This is a genomic window from Rhizobium sp. 10N427 (assembly GCF_056394605.1).
Genome location: NZ_JBFTID010000013.1, coordinates 94,238 through 116,151 on the forward strand (window position 1 = coordinate 94,238; position 21,914 = coordinate 116,151).

Below are 21,914 nucleotides of genomic sequence, written 5' to 3' on the forward strand. Positions count from 1 at the left end.
CCGCCGGCGGGGTAGGAATAATCAGGAATTCCGCTTCTCCCCGCGGGGAGAAGCCAGGTCTCAGTTGGTCGCGACCTTCTCTTCCATCTGCGGCGCGACGACGGCGCCCGGACGGATGCGCTGCAGGCCGTTGACGACGATCTTCTCGCCGGCCTTCAGGCCGTCTTCTACGACGCGCTGGCCGTCATAGATGGCGCCGAGCTTGACCTGGCGGTAGCCGACCTTGTTGTCGCCATCGACCACGAAGACGAACTTCTTGTCCTGGTCGGTGCCGACGGCGCGGTCACTGATGACGATCTTGTTCTCGGCCTTCGGCTGGCCCATGCGGACCCGCACGAACTGGCCGGGGATCAGCTTGCCGCCCGGATTGTCGAAGACGGCGCGAACAGCGATCGTGCCGCTTGCGGCATCGACGACGTTGTCGACCAGCTGCAGCTTGCCCTTGATCGGCGTGCCGTCATCGGCAAGCGTGCCGACCTCGACCGGGATCTGCTCGACGGCAGGCAAGGCGCCATCCGTTGCCGGAAGCTCGGAGAGGGCCTTGGTGACCATCTCTTCGCTGGCATTGAAGCTTGCATAGATCGGATCGACGGAAACCAGCGTCGTCAGCTCGGGCGATGCCGAACCGGCGGCGACGAGATTGCCGACGGTGACTTCGAACTTGCCGATACGGCCGGAAACCGGAGCCCGCACCTGCGTATAGTCGAGGTCGAGCTGGGCCGACTGCAGGGCTGCCTGGGCCGAACGGAGACCCGCCTGTGCTTCGGCCAGCGTGCTTTGACGCTGATCGAGATCGCTCTGCGAGATCGTCCGGTTATCGGAAAGCCGATGGCCGCGATCGAGCTCGGTCTGCGCCAGGCTGACCTTGGCATCGGCCGAAGCCACCTGGCCCTGCGCCTGCGCCACGGCTGCCTCATACGGTGCCGGATCGATGGTGAAGAGCAGATCGCCGGTCTTCACCAGCGCGCCTTCACGGAAATGCACGGACTGGATCGCACCCGCAACGCGGGGACGGACCTGAACGCGATCGACCGCTTCGAGACGGCCCGAGAAATTCTCCCAGGCGGTGACGTCACGGTTCTGGACCAGGGCGACGGTAACCGGCACAGCGGGAGCCTGTGCGGGTTCCGAAGCGGCGGTCGCGACCGTGCTCATCGGCAGTTCGAAAAAGATGGCAGCGGCTGAAACAGACGCAGCAAGGCCCAAGCCGGCGCCCACGAGGGCCCAGCGCTTCTTTCTGGACGTCATCGGTATCTCTCCTTGCGGCCTCAACGGCCGCTCATTCACAACAAGACTTCAATGCAATTGGGGTTGGACGCTTAACTCGCGGATGAAACTTCCGAACTCACGGCTGATAGTCGCCTGCCAGTCGGACACTCCTTCCGTTTTCCCGCCGTAGATTGACGGCCAGCCCTTCCCGGCGGGGAGAACATGCTGGCGAACCGAAACTTCCGCCTTCTTGAGACGCGCGGCATAGCCAAGCGTCTCGTCGCGAAGGGGATCGTCTTCTGCTGTCATGACCAGTGCCGGCGCGACACCCGAAATGCGCGAGCAGAGGCTTGGTGCCGCATAGGGATGGCAGCCGCCGCCGCTGAGATAATGGCTCCAGCCTTCGGTCCAGCGCTGCCGCATGCCTGCGACATCGGCCTTTCGGATCGACGACGTTCCCATGAAAGGATCGAGCAGCGGCGAAATCAGGATCTGGCCATTCAGCGCATTGGCGTAATGGTCACGCGCCTTCAACGCCACACCGGCAGCGATGTTGCCGCCCGCTTCCTCACCGGCCACCAGCAGCAGCGAGTTGCGGTCGCCAAGACCGGACGCCCGCTTGTTGGCCATGTAGGAGAAGAGCGAATAGCCAACTTCGAGCGGCTTCGGAAAGACACCGCCGAGCGGCGCATTGTAATCGGCGACGACGACGATGGCACCGGCGCTGGCAATGCTTTCGGCTACGGCACTGTCCTGAAGACCAGAGCCCTGAAAAGCACCGCCGTGAAAGAACAAGACGATCGGCGAACCCTTACCGTATTCGGCGCCCTGATAGACGCGCGTAGAGACGGGGCCGATGGCCACCTTCTCGAACACCATGTCTTTCACCTGCACCGTCATCGGTCTTGTAATCCTGTTAGCCGCATAACACATGACGAAACGCCACGGCTTGCCAAACTTGTAAAAAACATATTGTTATTCAGGCCACGGAATAAGAACCGCCATTCTGATTACACTGTTCCGTATTTCGAATAATATCGCAGTGCAAACTGTGGAGATCCCATCATGGACCAGCTCTCGGCAATGCGCGCCTTCATCCGCGTAGTGGAGACGGGTAACTTTACACGGGCCGCCGACACTCTGTCGATGCCAAAGGCAACCGTGACCAATTTGATCCAGGGCCTCGAGGCCCATCTGCGCACCAAGCTTCTCAACCGTACGACGAGACGCGTCATGGTCACGACCGATGGCGCGCTCTACTATGAACGCGCCTCGCAGATCGTCTCGGAACTGGAAGAACTTGACGGCAGCCTTTCCAATTCGCAAAGCTTGCCGACCGGCCGCTTGCGCGTTGAAATGGCAGGCGCTTTCGCCGATTCCATCGTGGTCCCGGCACTCTGCGATTTCTATCAGAAATACCCCGATATCCGCATTGATCTGGGTGTCGGCGACCGTACCGTCGATTACCTTGCAGAGAATGTCGATTGCGCGCTGCGCGCCGGCACCCCTGCTGATCAGTCGTTGATCGCCAGGCGTGTATCCGAACTCGAAATCGTCACCTGCGCCGCCCCGCTCTACATCCAGAAATTCGGCGAGCCGGAACGGCCGCAGGACCTCGAAAACGACCACTATACGATCAACTATTTTCGCGCCCAGACGGGCCGCGCGCTGCCCTTCGAATTTGACCGCGACGACGAACACCTCGAGATCACGCCACGCTATATGCTGGCCGTCAACGACGGCAGAACCTTCATAAGCGCGCTCACGACGGGATTGGGAATCGGGCAGACGCTGCGTTTCATGGCCCGCGACGCGATCAAGAAAGGTGAGCTGATTGAGGTTTTGCCGCAATGGTCGCGCGAGCCGATCCCGCTTTACATCGTCTATCCGCCGAACCGTCACCTGAGCAACAAGGTCCGCGTCTTCGTCGACTGGATGGTCAAGCTGCTGGCCGATGCCAAGCTGAACGACCCCTGAAAATGAAAACGGCCCGGAAGGGAGGGATACCTTCGACGGGCCGTCAATCATCGACTTTGAATTTGGTGGTCCACCGCGTCACCAGGGGAAATGGCTCGGCGGACCCGGGAGGCGGGCTTCGGAACGGAGACTTTCCGTCGCCCCTTGCCCAATAGATATATGCCCTATTGCGGAGTTTGTAAGGCGTTTGATTCGCATAGCAGTGTTCGCAAAATTGCAACAATCAAGCGCCGATCAGCCGATCACGGAAGGCTTCAGCAGGTCTTCGAGACCGACGCGATAGAAGAGTTCCGCCCTGACCCGATCGGCAACACCGTTGACGATCTCGGCCCCATCCTGCGACGGATCGATATGGACGCGGAACGGGCGCTCGCCGAACGGCTTGCCGACGACATCGACGATCGCACGGGCCACCTCTTCGGGATCGGCATCGGCAGGTTCCAGCGATGCCAGCCCCTGCAGCGCCTTGGCGGAAACGCCCTTGTAGGGACCCTCGAGATATTCCGCTGCCCGTGCCGTATCCGCCGGCGAGCCGGAATGGGCGAAGTGGTTAGTGCCCTTGGTGAAGGCGCCGGGCACGATGATCGAGGTCTCGATGCCCCAGCGGGTGAGCTCGCTGGCATAGGAAACCGCCAATGAGTCCATCGCGGCCTTGGCGGCGAAATAGGGCGCCAGGAACGGCGGCGTGCCGCCGCGGGTGCTCGACGAGGAAACCCAAACGATCAGACCCCTGCCCTGCTTGCGAAGCTGCGGCAGCGCCGCACGATTCAGCCGCTGCGTCGAGAGAACATTGATGTCGAACAGCTCGGCATATTGCTCCGGCATGAAGGCTTCGGCCGGGCCGAAGGACATGTGTCCGGCATTGTGGACGATCACATCGAGCCGACCGTTGCCGGCAACGATCTTTGCGACCGCCTGCTCGATCGATGCATCGTCGGTAACGTCGAGCTCGATGGTACGCAGGTCTGCATTATTGTCCCTGGCGAAAGCCGCCGCATCGGCAACGGCCTTGGAGTTGCGGCTGGTGGTGGCGCGGATGCCCGCATAGACGGTGTGTCCGGCCATGGCGAGCGCGCGGGCGCTCATCGCGCCGAAGCCGCTCGATGCACCTGTGACGACGATAATTTGCTTGCTCATTGTCCTGCTCCTTTTGCTTTGGATTTGGGAGAGAAGGAGACGGGCATGCCGCCTCCCTTGAATTCAGATCAGGCCGCCATTGGCGCGCAGCACCTGCCCGTTGATCCAGGCTCCATCTGGACCGGCGAGGAACGACACGGCTGCAGCGATATCCTCGGGCGTACCGAGCCGTTCCAGCGGGTTCATCTTCGCCATGCGGGCGACGAGCTCGTCCGACTTGCCGTTGAGGAACAGGTCGGTGGCGGTCGGCCCCGGTGCGACGGCGTTGACGGTGATGCCGCGGCCGCGCATTTCCTTCGCCATGATGCCGGTCATCGTTTCCACCGCAGCCTTGGTGCCGGCATAGACGGCGTAGCTCTCGAGCTTCAGGCCGACGACGCTGGTCGAGAAGTTGACGATCCGGCCGCCATTGCGCAGGCGCTTCGCGGCTTCGCGCAGCGTATTGAACGTGCCCTTGAGGTTGACGGCGATCTGCCTGTCGAAGTTCTCGTCATCGGCATCAGCCAGCGTCGAGAGCATCATGATGCCGGCATTGTTGACGAGCACATCGACGCCGCCGAAGGCAGCTTCCGCTGCATCGAACATCCGGCGCACGGCCGCAGCATCGCTGACATCGGCCTTCGCCGTCAGCGCCTTGCCGCCTGAAGTCTCGATCTTGGCGGCGAGCTCTTCTGCGAGCGCCGCATTGCCCGAATAGTTGATGACGACGGTGAAGCCGTCCTTGGCGAGGCGTTCGGCGATTGCCGCGCCGATGCCGCGCGAGGCGCCGGTAACGAGAGCGACCTTGTTGTCCTGAGTAGCCATCTTCTTTCTCCTTCAGTGATCTGCGCTTCAGCGCGTTTCGATGAGAAGAAGATGACCCTTTCCTTCTTTCGGATAATCAGGCATTGTTCGGCATCACTATCCGGATTAGCCGAACAAAATGGACAGATTCGATGCCATGCGGGTCTATTCCCGCGTCGTTGAGCGCCGCAGCTTCACTGCCGCCGCCGAGGATACCGGCCTGCCGCGCTCGACGGTGACGGATGCGGTCAAGCAGCTGGAAGCGAGGCTCGGCGTCCAGCTCCTGCAGCGCACCACCCGCCATGTCAGCCCGACGCTCGATGGCGAGGCCTATTACCAGCGCTGTCTGTCGATCCTTGCCGATATCGAGGATGCCGAAGGCGCCTTTGCCGGGGCCAAGCCGAAGGGCATGCTGCGCGTCGATGTGCACGGCACGCTGGCCCGGCATTTCGTGCTGCCGAGCCTGCCTTCATTTCTCGAAACCTATCCGGATATCGAATTCTACATGAGCGAGGGCGACCGGCTGGTCGATCTGGTACGCGAAGGCATCGATTGCGTGCTGCGCGTCGGCATCCCGCAGGACAGTGACATGATCGCAAGGCGCGTCGCCATGCTGGAAGAGATGACGCTCGCCTCGCCCGAATATCTCGCCCGCCACGGCATGCCTGAACATCCGGACAGGCTGGACGGCCACCGCATGGTCGGTTTCCGCTCTTCGGCAACGGGCGCATTGATGCCGCTGGAATTCATCGTTGACGGCAAGGTTCGCGAAATCACCATACCCGCGACAATCTCGGTGAACGCCGCCGAAAGCCTACATGCCGCCGCCCGCTGCGGCCTCGGCATCATCCAGGTGCCGCGCTATCACGCCGAGCGCTACCTTGCCTCGGGTGAACTGGTGCAGATCCTGAAGGACTATCCCTTGACGGAGACGCCGGTCTCGCTTCTCTATCCGCGCAACCGCCAGCTTTCGCCGCGCGTGCGCGTCTTCATCGACTGGTTGGTGAAGATCTTTGCAGAGCACCGGCGGACGGCCGATAGCGAGGACATCAGTTGAACACGCAGGGACCGATCAGCGCAGCACCTCTGGAAGGCGTGACGCTTCGCGATTTCTTCGAGCGCGATGCGATCGCCGTCGCCCGGGATCTGCTCGGCTGTCATCTTGTAGTCAACGGCATGGGCGGGCGGATCACCGAGACGGAGGCATATTTTCCCGATGACGAGGCCTCGCACAGTTTTCGCGGGCCGACCAAGCGCAACGGCGCGATGTATGGCCCGCCGGGCAATGTCTATATCTACCGCATCTACGGCATGTACTGGTGCCTGAACTTCGTCTGCACTCCGGGCTCGGCCGTTCTCATTCGCGCCATCGAACCGGAAAGCGGCATCGTGGAAATGGCCGAGCGCCGCGGCACGGATCAGCTGACCAGCCTGTGCAGCGGCCCGGGCAAGCTCTGCCAGGCCATGGATATCGGCATCGCCATCAACGACCGGCTGCTCGACCGGGAGCCCTATGCGCTCTTCCCTTCCTCCCCGGTTCCGATCGTTTCGGGCACGCGGATCGGCATCACGAAAAATGCCGAAGCACCATGGCGCTTCGGCATTCAGGGATCGCGTTATCTCAGTAAGCCGTTCCGGTAATTGCGGCGCGCAGGACCTATTCCATCACGGCTGCATGATCCATCGGCGGCGCGGCCGCCTTCGGCTTGCGCAGCAGGAAGACCAGCGGCATGACGGCGAGCGACATCAGCATCAGCAGCTTGAAATCGTCCATATAGGCAATGATCGTCGATTGCAGCGTGATGACCTCGTTCAGCGACGCCCGCCCGGCGGCCGTCAGCGGGCTCAGGCCCTGAGCCGCCGCCGCGTTGAAGGCATGGTTGAACGGCGTCACATAGGCGGCGATCGATTCATGGTTGCTCTGCGTATTCTCGACGATCAGCGCCGACACGATCGAGATACCGACGGACGAACCGATGTTACGCGAGAGATTGTAAAGGCCCGTACCATCGCCGCGCATCTGCGCCGGTAAGGTCGAAAACGCCATCGTCGTCAGCGGCACGAACAGGAAGCCGAGGCCGGCACCCTGGATGAAGCCGGTGGAAACGATCGTCCATTGCGAGACATCAGGCGTCCAGCCGGTCATGTCGTACATCGCCCAGGCGGTCAGCGCGAGGCCGAGCGCCAGCAGCCAGCGGGAATCCACCTTGCCGATCAGCCGCCCGACGATGAACATGCAGAGCATCGTCCCAAGACCGCGGGGGCCCATGACGATACCGGCGGTGATAACAGGGTAACCCATCAGCGTCTGCAGATAGGGCGTCATCAGCGCCAGCGAGGCCAGATAGGTGATCCCGACCACGAAGATGAAGATCATGCTGACGGAGAAGTTCTGATCGAGGAACAGCCGCGGATTGACGAAGGATTTCTCCGCCGTCAGCGTATGCACGACGAGCAGATAGAAGGCTGCGGCGCAGACGATCGCCTCGATCATGATCTCGCCCGACGAGAACCAGTCGAGCTGCTCGCCGCGGTCGAGGAAAAGCTGCAACGCGGCGATGAACAGGCTCATCATCCCGAAGCCGAACCAGTCGAGCTTCGCCAGCGCATCCCTCTTGGTTTCAGTCACGAAGATGACGATCCCGGCAAAGGCCAGGGCACCGATCGGCACGTTGATATAGAACACCCAGCGCCAGCTGATATTGTCGGTCAGCCAGCCGCCGATGACAGGCCCGAGAACCGGGCCGACCATGACCGATACGCCGAACAGTGCCATTGCCGAACCGCGCTCCTCAGCCGTGTAGATATCGAGCAGGATACCCTGCGACAGCGGCACCAGCGAAGCGCCGAACAGGCCCTGCAGCAGACGGAAGGCGACGATCTGGTTCAGCGACTGCGCCAGACCACAAAGGACGGAGGCGACGACGAAGCCGACGATCGCCGTCAAAAGCACGTTCTTGCGGCCGAACTTAGCGGCAAGAAAACCTGACGGCGGCGTCATGATCGCGGCGGCGACGATATAGGAGGTCAGAACCCAGTTGATCTGGTCGGCGGAGGCCGAGACGCTGCCCTGGATATAGGGCAGCGCAACGTTGGCGATCGTCGTATCCAGCGCCTGCATGATGACGGCCAGGATGACGCAGGCCGTGATCGCGCCGCGGTTGGCAACCGGGGTTGCCGGGGATGCGGGAGCGTTGCTCATGGCAATAACTCTTTACTGGTGGCTCACAGGCCGCCCAAGAAGCTTGTTGACGAAATCAGGCAGCCCGCGGGCATGGCCGGTTTCGACATCGACAACCGTGCTCATACCGACGCGGAGCGGCGGCTTGCCTGCAGCATCCTCGATGCTGACGCGCATCGGAATACGCTGCACGACCTTCACCCAGTTACCCGTGGTGTTCTGGGCCGGCAGCAGCGAGAAGCTGGAGCCCGAGGCCGGGCTGATGCTCTCGACCTTCCCTTTCCAGGAAACGCCCGGATAGGTGTCGACATAGACGGTCGCTTCCTGACCGGGCTTCACATAGGTGAGCTCGGTTTCCTTCGGGCTGGCGGCGATCCAGAGATTGTTGGTCGCGACCAGCGAGAATGCCTGCGCCGACGCCTGCAGATAGGAGCCGACCTGCAGCGCGTTCACATTGGTCACGACGCCATCGAACGGCGCCTTCACGACGCTGTGGTCGAGTTCGCGCTGGGCGTTGTCGACATTCGACTTGGCCTGCAGGAAGAGCGGGTTCTGCTCCACCGGCTGATCGGCATTGCCGCCGAGCTGCGCGAGCGTCGTCGCGGCTTCCGCCTTGGCGACCGAGACCTTCTGCTGGGCGACCTCAAGATTGTGCTTGGCTTCGTCATAGGCCGACTGCGTGGCGCTGCCGTTGTTGACGAGGTTCTGCTGGCGGTCGAACTGATCCTGATAATAGGGCAGATCGGCCTCGGCCTGGGTGATCTCGGCCTGCGACTGCTGATAGCTGGCCTTCAGGTTGGCGATCTGGTTACGCTGCACGCCGAGCTGGGCCTTGGCGCCGTCGAGCGCGATCTTGAAGGCGTCGGACTGCAGGCTGAAGAGCACCTGCCCGGCTTTCACCGTTTCGTTCTCATGCACGTTGATCTTGTCGACGATACCAGAGACGTCGGTGGTGATGCCCACCATGTCGGCCTGGATATAGGCGTTGTCGGTCGACATCACCTGGCCGCCGTTCACATAATAATAGCCGCCGACGATGAGGGCCAGGGGCAGCAATGCAAACAGGATCGGGCGCGTGAGGCTGCGCCGGCGGCGGACCGTGGTGCCGCCAGGCGCAGCGACAGCAGTAGCGGGCGCTGAATTGGATGAAGGCGCTTCCGCTACCGTTTCTTGCGTCTTGGGAGCTTCGATTTCTTCGGCAGTCTTTGCGTTGGCATCGGACACAACGCGGAGGGGGATTTTCTTAACCATGGTTCTGCTCTTTTTCAGCGACCGGTGTCCGGCACGCCACTACAAGGTTCGTCTTCATTTCGGATAGGATTGCAAACAGCGCTTCACGCTGCTCCGCTGTGACGCCGGCAAGCGCTTCGGCCCGCGTCACATCGCCGAGCTCGCGCATTTCCGCGAGGATCGGATGCGCGGCTTCGCGCATGTAGAGAAGCCAGATACGCCGGTCGGTCGGGTGCTGGCGCCGCTCGATCAGCCCGCGTTCGGCGAGTTTGTCGAGAATGCGCACCAGCGTGATCGGCTCGATTTCAAGAATTTCAGCCAGCCCGCCCTGATGAATGCCTTCGTTGTTCGACAGGTAGGCAAGCGTCTGCCACTGCGAACGCGTCAGGCCAAGGCACTTCGCGCGCTGCTCGAACCGCTTGCGCAGCAGCCGGGCGACGTCGTGGAGAAGGAAGCCGAGGGTCGGGTTGGAGTTCATGAAATCTGTGCCAGCTATTAATAAGTGTGCTTATAATGTTGGTAGATATATTGAGCATGGCTGACGCACAAGATCAGCCGTCTTAGATTCAGCAGCTGCGGCTAAAATGCCGCAGTGCATCGTCAAGCGAAGATTGATGCCGCGGCCTCTCCCGCGCTCCCGTCACGGGCATGGCCAAGCGCCGGCAGCGCGCTAGATCATTCCCTGCAGGCGGATAGGGGGACCCATGGCATTTTTCGAAAGCATGCTGACGCTGCTGCTCGTTGCCATCGTCTTTCTCCAGGTGTCGCGGAAATTCCTGATCCCCTACCCGACGATGCTGGCGATCGCCGGTCTCGCCGTCGCGTCCGTCCCCTGGGCACCGGAGATCGGCATCGATCCGCAGCTGGCGCTGGCACTGTTCATCGCGCCCGCCCTCTTCGACGCCGCATACGACCTGCCGCCGCGGACACTGCGCCAGAACTGGCTGCCGCTGATCTCGCTCGCGGCCATCGCCGTCATCCTGACGACCGCGGCCGTCGCCACGGTCGGCATTTGGATGGCAGGGCTGCCGATCGCGGCGGCGATCGCGCTCGGCGCCATCGTCGCGCCACCCGATGCGGTTGCAGCAACTGCCATGCTCGACCGCTTCGATCTCCCCCGCCAGACCTATGTGGTGCTGAAAGGCGAAAGCCTGCTCAACGACGCCGTCTCGCTGCTGATCTTCACCGCCGCGGTCGCGGCTTCCACCAGCCCGGCCTTCTTCGCCAGAACGCTGCCCGAACTGGCCCTGGCGATACCGGGTGGCATGATCGTCGGCTATGCCGCCGGGCGGCTCTACATGATCATCGGCACCAGACTGGCAGGCACGCTCGGCGGCACGCTGCTGGAATTCGTCGCCACCTTCGGCACCTGGATCATCGCCGAGCACCTGCATCTTTCCGCCATCCTGGCGATCGTCGTCTATGCCATGGTGATCGCCCGTTACATGCCCGAGCGGCAAAGCGCCCGCCATCGCATCCATTCCTATTCCGTATGGGAAGCGGCAGTCTTCCTGCTCAATGTCGTCGCCTTCCTGCTGATGGGACTGCAGGCGCGGCAGATCTTCCTCGACATGGAGCCGGGCCGGCGCACCTACGCCCTGACGGTCGCTCTCGCCGTCTTTATCACCGTCGTCTGCGTCCGCATGCTCTGGGTGCTCGGCTACAATGTGGTGATGACGCGGCGGCGGATGAGGCGGACGACAAAGCAGGAGCCGCCGACGCTGGCGATGAGCATCGTTGCCGGCTGGTGCGGCATGCGCGGCCTCGTGACGCTCGCCGCAGCACTTGCCTTGCCCTTCGACTTTCCAGAGCGGGACGTGATCCTGCTGAGCGCCCTTGGCGTCGTCCTCGGCACCCTGATCATCCAGGGATTAACGCTCGGTCCGCTGATCCGTTTCCTGCGCTTCGCGCCTGACACCTCCTGGGAAAAAGGATTGTCGGATGCCCGCGCCGATCTGCTGGAATCCGCTCTCGCGGAGCTCGAGGGCAAGGAAAGCAAGGCGGCAGCGATCCTGCGGCATGTCTATACCTCCGAACGCGAAATCGTCCGCAAGGGTGAACATCCGCGCGAAGTCAGCGAAATGGACGAACTGCGCCGCAGTATCATCACCGCGAAACGCCAGAAGCTCGCAGAGATGCGGCGAACCGACGAAATCGATGACGACATCTTCCATATTCTCGAGCAGGAGCTCGACTGGGCAGAGCTTGCGGCATCATCTCCCGGGCAGGAACAGATCGTCGAAGGGTAGTGACCACATGACTGAGCACTGCAACCTATTGTCGTTTGCTATTTCCGCGAAGTGACGCTTATAGTGCCGTTTCATACGGTTAGCGCGGCAAAACCACGCAGCCCGGACGATTGGCAATGCGCCCTCGGGCGCTCGAATTGGAAGTAGCAGACGCGGCACCCGCGTTTGAAGCAGTGGATATGATACGCATCATTTCAGCATGAGATTGGCGGCATAACGGCCGCCCAGAATGGGGGATCGCTATGCCTTACTCTCTTCGTGCCGCTATTGCATTCGGCTTTGTCTCGGCTCTTCTGCCGCTCGCCGCTGAGGCCCAACAGGCCGCCGCACCGCCTCCCCCGCCCGTCACCGTCGCCAAGCCCGTCGTCCGCGAGGTCGTCGACAACGACGAATTCATCGGCCGCTTCGAAGCCGTCGACCAGGTTTCGATCCGCGCCCGCGTCGGCGGATATCTGCAGGAAGTGCATTTCACCGACGGCGCGCTCGTCAAGAAGGGCGACCTGCTGTTCGTCATCGACCAGCGCCCCTTCATCACCGCCGTCAACGAGGCGAACGCCGCGCTCGAAGTCGCCAAGTCGACGCAAGAATATGCCGAGACGCAGTTCAAGCGGGCAGAGTCGCTCGCCAATAGCGGCAGCCAGTCGGTCTCGACACTCGACGACCGCCGCCGCGACTGGGTCTCCGCCCAGGCCAACGTTCGCGGCGCCCAGGCCACCGCCGACCGCGCCGCGCTCGATCTCGAATATACCAAGATCACCGCGCCGATCAGCGGCCGCATTGACCGCCGCCTGATCTCCGCCGGCAACCTCGTGCAGACCGACCAGTCGGTGCTGACGACCATCGTCTCGCTCGATCCGATCGACTTCTATTTCGACGTCGACGAGCGCCGCCTGCTGAACTTCGCCGATACCGCCCGCACCCGCGGCAGCGATCTGCAGCAGGGCGGTGGTGGCGTGCCGGTCCAGGTGCGGATCTCCGATTCCACCCAGAAACCGTTCAGCGGCAAGCTGGATTTCGCCGAAAACCGGGTGGACAACGAGTCCGGCACGATGCGCATCCGCGCCCGCTTCGATAATCCCAATCTCGTGCTCCAGCCCGGCCTTTTCGGCCGCGTGCAGGTGGAAGCCTCGAATACCTACAAGGCGATCCTGGTTCCCGACGAAGCCGTCGGCTCCGACCAGAACCAGCGCGTCGTCTATATCGTCGGCGCTGACGGCACCGTTTCGACCAAGCCGGTCCGGCCGGGACCGCGGCTCTATGGCTACAGGGCCATCCGCGAAGGCATGGACGGCACCGAAACCATCGTCGTCAACGGCCTGATGCGCGCCCGCCCCGGCTCGAAGATCACGCCGCAGCTGATCGAACTGCCCCAGAGCCGTGATGACATCCCGCCGGAAGCTGCAGGCATGGAGCTCGCCCAATGAGGTTCGCCCATTTCTTCGTCGACCGGCCGATCTTCGCGTCGGTGCTCTCGATCGTCCTGCTCATCGTTGGCGGGCTCGCGTATTTCCAGCTGCCGGTGGCGCAGTATCCGGAAATCGCCCCGCCGACCATCGTCGTGCGCACCGCCTATCCGGGCGCCGACGCCGAAACCATCGCCAATACGGTGGCAACGCCGATCGAGCAGGAAATCAACGGCGTCGAAGACATGCTCTACATGTCCTCCTATTCGACCGCCGACGGCTCGATGGCGCTGACCATCACTTTCAAGCTCGGCACCGATCTCGACAAGGCACAGGTCCTCGTCCAGAACCGCGTTGGCATTGCCGAGCCGCGGCTTCCCGAAGAGGTCCGCCGCATCGGCATCACCACCGCCAAGAGTTCTCCCGACCTGATGATGGTCGTGCATCTCCTGTCGCCGAACTCGCGCTATGACCAGCTCTACGTTTCCAACTATGCGCGCAGCCGCATCCGCGACACGCTCGTCCGCCTCGATGGCGTCGGCGACGTCATCATCTTCGGCGAACGCGAGTATTCGCTGCGCATCTGGCTCGATCCGGAAAAGCTCTCGGCCTACGGGATGACATCGAGCGACGTCGTGCAATCGCTGCGCGATCAGAACGTTCAGGTCTCAGGCGGCTCGATCGGCGGTCCGCCCACATCAGGCACTAATGCGTTCCAATATACGGTGACGACGGAAGGCCGCTTCTCGGATGCCCGCCAGTTCCGCTATGTCATCGTCAAGGCGACGGCCAGCGGCCGTCTGGTGCAGCTGCAGGACATCGCCCGCATCGAGCTCGGCGCCAAGGACTATGTCACCAACAGCTATCTGAACGGCAAGCCGGCAGTCGCGCTCGGCATCTTCTCGCGCCCGGGCACCAATGCGCTGGCAGCCGCCGCCTCGATCAAGCAGGCGATGCAGACCGCGCAGCAGGATTTCCCCGACGGCCTCTCTTACGACATCGTCTACAACCCGACCGAGTTCATCTCGGAATCGATTGACGAGGTCTACAAGACCATCGCCGAAGCGGCGATCCTCGTGGCTCTCGTCGTTCTGGTCTTCCTGCAATCCTGGCGAACGGCGATCATCCCGATCGTTGCCATTCCGGTGTCGCTGATCGGCACCTTCGCCTTCCTGCTCGCCTTCGGCTTCTCGCTGAACATGCTGACGCTGTTCGGTCTGGTGCTGGCGATCGGCATCGTCGTCGACGACGCCATCGTCGTCGTCGAGAATGTCGAGCGAAATCTGGCGAAGGGCATGACACCGCGCGAGGCGGCGCATGTGACGATGAACGAGGTCGGCACCGCCGTTCTCGCCATCTCGCTGGTGCTCATCGCGGTCTTCGTGCCGACGGCCTTCATCCCCGGCATTTCAGGCCAGTTCTACCGGCAATTCGCGGTGACCATCTCGGTCGCGACGGCGATTTCCGCGCTGAATTCGTTGACGCTGTCACCGGCGCTCGCCGCGATCGTGCTGAAACCGCATGATGCGCATCACAAGCCGAAAAACCCGGTCTCGCGCTTCGGCAATGCGCTGGCCAACGGCTTCAATAATGGCTTCGACCGGCTGAGTTCGGGCTATTCCTGGATCGTGCGCCATGCGGTGCAGACCTGGGCGGCGCTCGGCATCGCACTGCTGGTCTTCGTGGGCCTGCTCGGCCTCACCTATTATATGACCAGCATCGTGCCGCGCGGCTTCGTGCCCGTGATGGACCAGGGCTACGCGATCGTCGTCGTGCAGTTGCCGGATGGCGCGTCGCTGGCGAGAACCGATGCCGTCGTCCAGCGCGCCTCGGAGATCATCCGCAACACGCCGGGCGTCAAGAATGCCGTCGCCTTCTCCGGCTTCAGCGGCGCGACCTTCACCAATGCCTCGAATGCCGGCGTCGTCTTCGCCGCCTTCGATACGTTCGAAAACCGGCTGGAGCACCACCAGAATGCCGGGCAGATCATCGGCCAGCTCTACGGCAGCCTGCAGAGTATCCAGGAAGCCTTCATCATCGCCATCCCGCCGCCGCCGATCTCCGGCATCGGCAATGCCGGCGGCTTCAAGATGCAGGTCATGGACCGCGAGAGCTCTGACATGCGCCGCGTGCTGGGGGCCGCCTATCAGATCATGGGCAAGGCCAACCAGACACCCGGCCTCACCGGCGTCTTCACAACCTTCTCGGCTTCCAGCCCGCAGTTTTTCCTGGAGATCGACCGCGACAAGGCGCGTGCGCTGAACGTGCCGATCCCCAATATCTTCGATACGCTGTCGATCAACCTTGGCACGTCCTACGTCAACGACTTCAACGCCTTCGGCCGCGTCTACCAGGTGCGCGCGCAGGCCGACCAGCAGTACCGCGTCGAGCGCGACGATATCCTGGCGCTCAAGGTCCGCTCGGCAACCGGCGCGCTGGTACCATTGGGCACGCTGGTCGAGATCAAGGACACGGCGGGTCCCTCGCTCGTCCAGCATTATAATATGTATGTCTCCGTTCCCCTGCAGGGCAACGCCGCACCCGGCGTCTCGACCGGCAGCGCGCTCAACACGATGGAGGGCGTTGCCGCAAGCATCCTGCCGGCCGGCACGACCTTCGAATGGACGGAAATCGCCTATCAGGAAAAGAACACTGGCAACACGGCGATCTATATCTTCGCGCTCTCGGTCATCTTCGTCTTCCTGGCGCTGTCGGCCCAGTATGAAAGCTGGGTCCTGCCGCTGGCGATCATCCTGATCGTGCCCTTGGCGATCCTTGCCGCCCTGATCGGCGTGCATCTGCGCGGGATGGACAACAATATCCTGACGCAGATCGGCCTGATTGTGCTGATAGGCCTTGCGGCCAAGAACGCGATCCTGATCGTCGAGTTCGCGAGACAGGCGGAAGAAGAAGGAAAGACGGCGATCGAGGCTGCCATCGAGGCCAGCCACCTGCGCCTGCGCCCGATCCTGATGACCGCCTTCGCCTTCATCTTCGGCGTCGTGCCGCTGATGATCGCGACCGGCCCCGGCGCAGAAATGCGCCAGTCGCTCGGCACCGCCGTGTTCTCCGGCATGCTGGGCGTGACGATCTTCGGCCTGTTCCTGACGCCGGTCTTCTATGTGGTGCTGCGCGCCCGCTACCGGCGCAAGCCGGCAGTCACCGCGCCGCCACCGGCGCAGGCCGAAGAAGCCGCGCAGTAAGGGATCAGGAGGGGCGCCGCTGCAATCGGCGGCGCTTCAGCCCCTCGCCGGAAAAGATCCTGCGAAGCGGCTTCTCGACCAGTTCGTAAGCTCCGACACCGACGATCGTACCGCCGGCGATGGCGCCGAGCAGCGTCAGCTCGCCGCCGATGCCGAGAATCTCGGCGGCCTTGACGGCAACCGAAATCGCCAGCGTGTGCCAGAGATAGATCGAATAGGAGGCATCGCCGAGATAGGTCAGCACCGGCACGCGGCCGATGCTGCCGCCGGTTTCCAGCGACACCATGCCGAAGACCAGCGCCATCGCCAGCGGCCCGCAGATGGACTCATCGAACTCCGCACCCATCAGATAGATCGCTGCAAAGCCGCAGAGTGCTGCGCCGATACAGGCAAGCCCGAGGCTCGTTCCCGCCACCTTCCGACGGATCCACAATTCGGCGATGAACACGCCGCCGAGGAATTCGAGGATGATCGGCCGTGTATAGGTCTCAAGCGCTGCCGAGGACGGATGGGTCAGCAGCCCGGCAACGAAAAACAGACCGAAGACGGCGGTGAGGAAGACCAGCCGCCACTGACGCGGCAGGAACAGCGCGCCGGCAAACAGCACATAGAAGAACATCTCGAAATTCAGCGTCCAGCCCTGCACCAGCACCGGCCAGATTTCACCACTGCTCGGCGAACGCACCGGAATGAAGAACAAGGAGCCGATGAGATGTCCAGCGCTGAGCTGCAGGTTCGGGAACAGCCCGGCAAGAGCGCCCGCCACCATGATCCCGGTCACCAGCCAATAGGAGGGCGCGATGCGCTTGATACGATCGAGCAGGAAGCGCTGCGGCGTCACCGGCCGCCGGTCGCTGATCACCCACATGATGAAGCCTGAGATGACGAAGAACACATCGACCCCAGCCGCACCGATGGCGAAATGGCCGCCGGTCCGTTCGGCCGCGTGGAACACCACGACGGCAAGCGCTGCAAAGGCACGCAAATACTGGATCCCGTAGAGGGTCTTCATGCAGTTTCCTCAAGATGCCGCGAGAAGCGGCGGGCAATGAAATGGATCAGGAATGGGCGGCAGGCATCGTTTCGTAGCGCCGCAGTTCGGCCATCGCCGAGCGCTGCCGCGCGCCGACCAGTTTTCCGGCACAGAAATAAAGAAGGAAGGTGCCGACATTATAAGGTGTGAGCACGTCGATCTCGACGAAGGAGCGCACCGTCAGCAGCACCGCAAGCCCGAGCAGCAGATAGGACTCGTCGTTGCGCACGTCCTCGATCAGCCGCCGCAGGTGCCCCCAGAGCATCGCGAGCATCGTCGCCGCCAGGATGAGCACCCCGGTCAGCCCGAGTTCGACGGCCGTCTCGATATAGGTGTTGTGAAAATGGAAGCCGCTGCGCGAACCGATGAAGAACTCTTCCCAGAGACGCTCCGGTTCCGAGAAGCCCTGCACCCAATAGGCCTGATAGCCGATGCCGAAGGCCGGGTGCTGCGTCCAGGCTTCGATTCCCTGCTGCCAGAGATAGGTGCGCCCCGTCAGCGTCGAATCCTTGCCGAACAGGCCGAGGACAAGGTCGACGACGCCGAGATAAACGCTGGCAACGGCGAGGATGATCGCCGCCACGCCACCGCCGATCACCAGTAGCTTTCGCTGCTGCGGCGACAGCATCAGCACGATGCGGATGCCGACGAGCAACGCGACGATGACGGCCGTTGTCAGCACCGAAGTCGCGGATTGCGAGGCAAGCAGGCAGTAAGCGGCCATCAGACCGGCAGCGGCAGAGACCATCGCCCATATCCGCCGCTCGCCATAGATAAAGACGGCGGCAAAGGCGAAGATGATGCCGAGCGAAGCATAGAAGCCGAGCTGGTTCTTGGAGGCGAAGGCGCCGACGAAGCTGTAGGTGCCGTCGAGCGGATCATATTCGTAATAGCCGAACAGGATCGAATAGAGCAGCACGACCGCCGCCCCGGCAACGCCGCCGAGCGTCAGCGTCCTGACATCGATGGTGCGCACCGCAATCAGCGCGCAGAGCACCTGCGTCAGATACTGGATGCTGGCGCGCATCGAGACGCTCGGCACCTGCGACCAGAACACCGAGAGAAAGGCAAAGACGGCGAAGGCATAGAGCCAGACGAACTTGCTGTGACTGCCGAGCACCTTCTTGTAGTCGACGGCGATAAGCGGCAGCCAGAGCGCATAGTAAAGCAGGATCGCCGCCTGCCCGAAACGGATCGAATAGGCAAAGCAGAACATCGAGAGCGCGACCGCCGGGATGGCATAGGCCGCGTTCACGCCTGGAATGATCAGTGCCGATTTGGCGATCCGCATGCGGTCTCCGCTTCTATCGCATCGCAACCCCGGCCGTGACCTTGATCAGGTCGCCCGGCTCGAGGGCCATGTTCTCCTGCACCGGAATTTCCTTCGACTGCCCGCCGACATCGCGGACGATCGAATAGTTGATGTTCGCGGCGTTTTCAGGGTCGAAGCGCGCGGCGTCGCTCGACTGCGACAGCGCCTCCGACATCAGCGCATCGCTGGTGGAAAGCTTGAGGTTCAGCGTATCCAGCTCGGATTCGGTATCCTGCAGCTCCTGGGCCAGCTTGGCGTCCCAGTCGTTGCGCAGCGTGATCTCGTCCTGATTGGCCTTGCTGATATCCTGTTTGGCCTTCAGCGAGTTGGTGTCGATGTCGAGAAGCGTCGCCTCGATATCGGCGGCGCGCTGTTCGGCGGTCAGCTTGCGGGCGCTGAGAGCCAGCCCCTTCTCGGCCAGGTTTTCGATCTTGTCGCGATCTTCCTTGGCAAGTTCCAGCTGGCGCGTCTGTGTCTCGGTCTTCTTGGCCAGGGATTCGATTTCGGCCTGCAGCAGCGCCTTCAGGTCGTCGAGCGCCTGGAGCTGCAGCGTCAGCCGCTTCTTGCGCGTGTCCTTCAAGGCCACTTCGCTGGCCATCAATGCCTTGCCGTCAGGCAGATCCTTGAGTTCCGGCGGCATGTCGATGGCATCGCTGTTCTGCGTCTCGGCCTGCAGCCGGGCGCGCCGCGCGATGAGGCGGTTCTTTTCCGAAGTGTAGACGACGGCATCGCCCTTGGCATTGATGAAATCACGCGCAAAGCGCTGGCCGGCGTCGGCACGGCGAAGTCCGCCCGCAAGGCTCACGGCTTTGACCACCGTGAGATTGGGCGCGAACGGATATTCGCCGGGCTTTTCGACATCGCCGGTGAGAAAGACAGGGCGGAACTCGGCGAGCTCGACGGATGCCGAGGGCCGGTCCTTGAGGCCGAACTGCTTCTGCAGCGCCAGCCCGATTTCCTGCGCGATCGCGTCCGTCGTCTTTCCAGAGGCTGGGAGGTCGCCAATGAACGGCAGCGACAGGCTGCCCGATGGACCGATCGAGTAATCACCGCTGACCACGGACCAATCGCGGATCGCGCCTTCCGCCGTCTGCCATTCGGCAACGCGGATGCGCAGCTTGTCCATCGTGCCGAGTTGATAATCGGCGGCGCTGGCAAGCCCCGATGAGCCGATCAAAACACCAAGGCCCGCAACGATTGCGAGACCTGAAGCAATGGACCGGCGCGCCGTGAGGCGGTGAAAAAGGAATTCTTTCATTCAGTCTTCCTCGTGAATTTGCACGGCAAGCCATAGGGGCAGCACCGTGCGAACGTGTCGAGTTGTGGGAGCGGCGTTAGTAGCTGCCGCGCTGCATGCAGACGGCAGGAATCGTCCGGGCGATGATCATGACGTCACGCGTCAGAGACCAGTTTTCGACATAGTGGGTGTCGAAGGCGACACGCGTGGCATAGGAGACGTCGTTGCGTCCGCTGATCTGCCACAGGCCGGTGAGGCCGGGACGTGCCTGAAGATAGAAGACGGCCGAAGACTCATAGAGCTCCAGTTCGTCACGCACGACGGGACGCGGCCCGACGACGCTCATTTCGCCGCGAATGATATTGATGAGCTGCGGCAGCTCATCGAGGCTGAGCTTGCGAAGCACGCTGCCGACCGCGGTAACACGCGGATCGTCCTGCAGCTTGCGGGTCGCACGCCACTCTTCCATTGCCTTCGGATTGTTACGCAGGTGTTCCTGCAGCAACCGGTCGCCATCGACCGCCATGGTGCGGAACTTCAGGCAACGGAATTCCTGTCCATTATGACCGATGCGGCGATGGCCATAGAAGGCTGGGCCCTTGTCGGTTAGTTTGACGAGCAGCATCACCATCAAAAAGATCGGGCTCAGAAACACGAGCCCCAGTGATGCAGCGGTGACATCGAATGCGCGCTTCATGATCCCGCCGGTCGGCGGAAACACGTTTGCATGAACCACGCCAAAGAATGGCGTACTGTCCGATCTCGTCGCAGACTTCATAGAGTTAACTCCACTTATGTTTGCCGTTTGGTCGGTAGTCTCAGCCGCTGAGGTAGCGCTGACAGGTTCGGAGTGTATGGGTGGATTTTGTTTTTTTAAGCCACAATTTGAAGACGGGTCTGTAACAGGGCCCTTTTGGAAACCGTGTTCACTTTTTCCGTCCGTTAGGATTAGCTCAAATGGATATGCAGAGCATGCAATGTTTCCGACTAACTCGGATGCACTGCACTAAAGAGGGAAGAGTTTGCTTTGCATTGCAACAAGATTGAAGAACAAGTCCTTTTCGGGAATGCAGGCAGCATTAGCGAAAAGGGTGCGGCCACTATCGCGAGTACCGTATTGTTATTTGCGCGCAGCCCAATTTATTGCAGCGCACCATTAGTTTCGCACCGCACACTCAAATCGTTTTAGATGAAATCTTTGTAATAAAAGTTGAACGCATAAGCGCCTCAGGCGTTGTCCCGGAGATGCAAATGTGGCGCGAGTTGGGGCGTGCAATGTCTCATTCAAGGCAACCTTGAGTAAATTTCACCCCACCCGTGCCGCCCGGACTGCAAATCACATGGTTACCGCCCAATCGGCGTTTTTAGGCAAAGCGAGGAGGAAACCTTAAGCCGCATACTGTAGAAAACCTGCAACGCCGGACAAAAGATTAGCGGTACTAATGCTTTCGTTCTGTTGAAACTCAGAGCCTGCTAAAATATATCGAGTAAAGGGACCTTAGGAGGCGCCCGAGTTCAATGACTGTTCATTGGACCAACCCTCCTAAAGGGAGGCAAACGTCATGTATGCACCTCGCGTTTTCGTTAGCATGATCGGCGCGCTCGCCGTCTTTGCCGTGGCAACCTATGTGTTGAACGGTTCTCTGACGACGACGCTCATACAAACGGCGATCTGTGCGGTTCTCCTGCAGCTCGGCTACTTCGGTGGCGTGATCTTCATGGTCTGGAAGGAAGCCAAGGCGCGCAACGCCTCTTCCGCAGGCATTGCACCGTCGATGGCGCCGGCGCGCGACGACAAGGACAAGCTGCCCGTCAGCCCGTTCAACAATTCCGAGCCGTTCAACCGCTGAACGGACAGGCCGGCCAGTGCTGCCGGACCGCGCGTAACATCTTTTGAAGACCTCCCGCATTGCCCCCGCCGCCGCGGCGCCCTAACTGTTGCGCCAACAACGGAGGGCAC

The 21,914-nt window shown here is 61.9% G+C and carries 18 protein-coding genes; 7 read left to right on the forward strand and 11 right to left on the reverse strand.

Annotated features, from left to right (window positions below; genetic code table 11):
- Positions 1 to 60 precede the first annotated feature (60 nt).
- Both AC1DIJ_RS23325 and AC1DIJ_RS23330 read right to left on the reverse strand, forming a co-directional pair.
- Positions 61 to 1,248: an efflux RND transporter periplasmic adaptor subunit gene (locus AC1DIJ_RS23325; RefSeq protein ID WP_112390373.1), complete on the reverse strand. Its 1,188-nt coding sequence runs from the start codon at positions 1,246 to 1,248 to the stop codon at positions 61 to 63.
- Positions 1,249 to 1,296: 48 nt separating this feature from the next.
- A complete protein-coding gene (locus AC1DIJ_RS23330) occupies positions 1,297 to 2,109 on the reverse strand; it encodes an alpha/beta hydrolase fold domain-containing protein (RefSeq protein WP_112390372.1) in 813 nt (270 codons plus the stop codon).
- A 165-nt stretch (positions 2,110 to 2,274) separates the two neighbouring features.
- Between AC1DIJ_RS23330 and AC1DIJ_RS23335 the strand changes: the two genes are divergently transcribed.
- Positions 2,275 to 3,186 (forward strand): LysR family transcriptional regulator, encoded by a 912-nt coding sequence (locus AC1DIJ_RS23335; protein WP_112390371.1) that lies wholly within the window; start codon positions 2,275 to 2,277, stop codon positions 3,184 to 3,186.
- A gap of 234 nt (positions 3,187 to 3,420) precedes the next feature.
- Here AC1DIJ_RS23335 and AC1DIJ_RS23340 read toward each other — a convergent pair whose 3' ends face one another.
- Together AC1DIJ_RS23340 and AC1DIJ_RS23345 are read right to left on the reverse strand one after the other, a co-directional pair.
- Positions 3,421 to 4,323 (reverse strand): SDR family oxidoreductase, encoded by a 903-nt coding sequence (locus AC1DIJ_RS23340; protein ID WP_112390370.1) that lies wholly within the window; start codon positions 4,321 to 4,323, stop codon positions 3,421 to 3,423.
- 63 nt (positions 4,324 to 4,386) lie between these two features.
- On the reverse strand, positions 4,387 to 5,127 hold the full coding sequence (locus tag AC1DIJ_RS23345) for an SDR family oxidoreductase (protein ID WP_112390369.1): 741 nt from the start codon (positions 5,125 to 5,127) through the stop codon (positions 4,387 to 4,389).
- A 118-nt stretch (positions 5,128 to 5,245) separates the two neighbouring features.
- On the opposite strand from AC1DIJ_RS23345, the gene AC1DIJ_RS23350 reads away from it, so the two are divergent.
- Both AC1DIJ_RS23350 and AC1DIJ_RS23355 read left to right on the forward strand, forming a co-directional pair.
- Positions 5,246 to 6,163 carry a LysR family transcriptional regulator gene (locus AC1DIJ_RS23350; protein ID WP_112390368.1) on the forward strand — a complete coding sequence of 306 codons (918 nt, stop codon included), beginning with the start codon at positions 5,246 to 5,248 and terminating at the stop codon, positions 6,161 to 6,163.
- Positions 6,160 to 6,747 (forward strand): DNA-3-methyladenine glycosylase, encoded by a 588-nt coding sequence (locus AC1DIJ_RS23355; RefSeq protein ID WP_112390367.1) that lies wholly within the window; start codon positions 6,160 to 6,162, stop codon positions 6,745 to 6,747. Before AC1DIJ_RS23350 ends, AC1DIJ_RS23355 begins: the two co-directional genes overlap by 4 nt.
- Before the next feature lie 16 nt (positions 6,748 to 6,763).
- Here the strand turns inward: AC1DIJ_RS23355 and AC1DIJ_RS23360 are convergent, their stop codons facing one another.
- Genes AC1DIJ_RS23360 through AC1DIJ_RS23370 form a run of 3 tightly spaced genes read right to left on the reverse strand, consistent with a single transcriptional unit; the run spans position 6,764 to position 9,995 of the window.
- Entirely contained in the window at positions 6,764 to 8,308 is a 1,545-nt protein-coding gene (locus AC1DIJ_RS23360; RefSeq protein WP_112390366.1) for a DHA2 family efflux MFS transporter permease subunit, read from the reverse strand.
- Positions 8,309 to 8,320: 12 nt separating this feature from the next.
- On the reverse strand, positions 8,321 to 9,538 hold the full coding sequence (locus AC1DIJ_RS23365) for an HlyD family secretion protein (protein ID WP_112390365.1): 1,218 nt from the start codon (positions 9,536 to 9,538) through the stop codon (positions 8,321 to 8,323).
- Entirely contained in the window at positions 9,531 to 9,995 is a 465-nt protein-coding gene (locus tag AC1DIJ_RS23370; protein ID WP_112390364.1) for a MarR family winged helix-turn-helix transcriptional regulator, read from the reverse strand. The genes AC1DIJ_RS23365 and AC1DIJ_RS23370 overlap by 8 nt, the downstream gene beginning before the upstream one ends.
- Before the next feature lie 226 nt (positions 9,996 to 10,221).
- Between AC1DIJ_RS23370 and AC1DIJ_RS23375 the strand changes: the two genes are divergently transcribed.
- The 3 genes from AC1DIJ_RS23375 (at position 10,222) to AC1DIJ_RS23385 (ending at position 16,372) form a co-directional block, all read left to right on the forward strand.
- Positions 10,222 to 11,766: a cation:proton antiporter domain-containing protein gene (locus AC1DIJ_RS23375; RefSeq protein ID WP_112390363.1), complete on the forward strand. Its 1,545-nt coding sequence runs from the start codon at positions 10,222 to 10,224 to the stop codon at positions 11,764 to 11,766.
- Positions 11,767 to 12,008: 242 nt separating this feature from the next.
- Complete coding sequence (locus AC1DIJ_RS23380; RefSeq protein WP_112390362.1) at positions 12,009 to 13,190, forward strand: efflux RND transporter periplasmic adaptor subunit; 1,182 nt, start codon at positions 12,009 to 12,011, stop codon at positions 13,188 to 13,190.
- Complete coding sequence (locus AC1DIJ_RS23385) at positions 13,187 to 16,372, forward strand: efflux RND transporter permease subunit (protein ID WP_112390361.1); 3,186 nt, start codon at positions 13,187 to 13,189, stop codon at positions 16,370 to 16,372. The genes AC1DIJ_RS23380 and AC1DIJ_RS23385 overlap by 4 nt, the downstream gene beginning before the upstream one ends.
- A 4-nt stretch (positions 16,373 to 16,376) precedes the next feature.
- On the opposite strand, the gene AC1DIJ_RS23390 is transcribed toward AC1DIJ_RS23385, so the two are convergent.
- The 4 genes from AC1DIJ_RS23390 to AC1DIJ_RS23405 form a co-directional block, all read right to left on the reverse strand.
- Positions 16,377 to 17,384 (reverse strand): acyltransferase family protein, encoded by a 1,008-nt coding sequence (locus AC1DIJ_RS23390; protein ID WP_112390360.1) that lies wholly within the window; start codon positions 17,382 to 17,384, stop codon positions 16,377 to 16,379.
- A 46-nt stretch (positions 17,385 to 17,430) separates the two neighbouring features.
- Positions 17,431 to 18,696, reverse strand: a complete 1,266-nt coding sequence (locus tag AC1DIJ_RS23395) for an O-antigen ligase family protein (protein ID WP_112390359.1) — start codon at positions 18,694 to 18,696, stop codon at positions 17,431 to 17,433.
- Positions 18,697 to 18,709: 13 nt separating this feature from the next.
- Positions 18,710 to 19,975, reverse strand: coding sequence for a polysaccharide biosynthesis/export family protein (locus AC1DIJ_RS23400; RefSeq protein ID WP_112390358.1), 1,266 nt, complete (start codon positions 19,973 to 19,975; stop codon positions 18,710 to 18,712).
- A gap of 76 nt (positions 19,976 to 20,051) precedes the next feature.
- Positions 20,052 to 20,732: a sugar transferase gene (locus AC1DIJ_RS23405; RefSeq protein ID WP_112390357.1), complete on the reverse strand. Its 681-nt coding sequence runs from the start codon at positions 20,730 to 20,732 to the stop codon at positions 20,052 to 20,054.
- A 784-nt stretch (positions 20,733 to 21,516) separates the two neighbouring features.
- Between AC1DIJ_RS23405 and AC1DIJ_RS23410 the strand changes: the two genes are divergently transcribed.
- Positions 21,517 to 21,804, forward strand: coding sequence for an exopolysaccharide production repressor protein (locus AC1DIJ_RS23410; protein WP_112390356.1), 288 nt, complete (start codon positions 21,517 to 21,519; stop codon positions 21,802 to 21,804).
- The last annotated feature ends 110 nt before the right edge of the window (positions 21,805 to 21,914 follow it).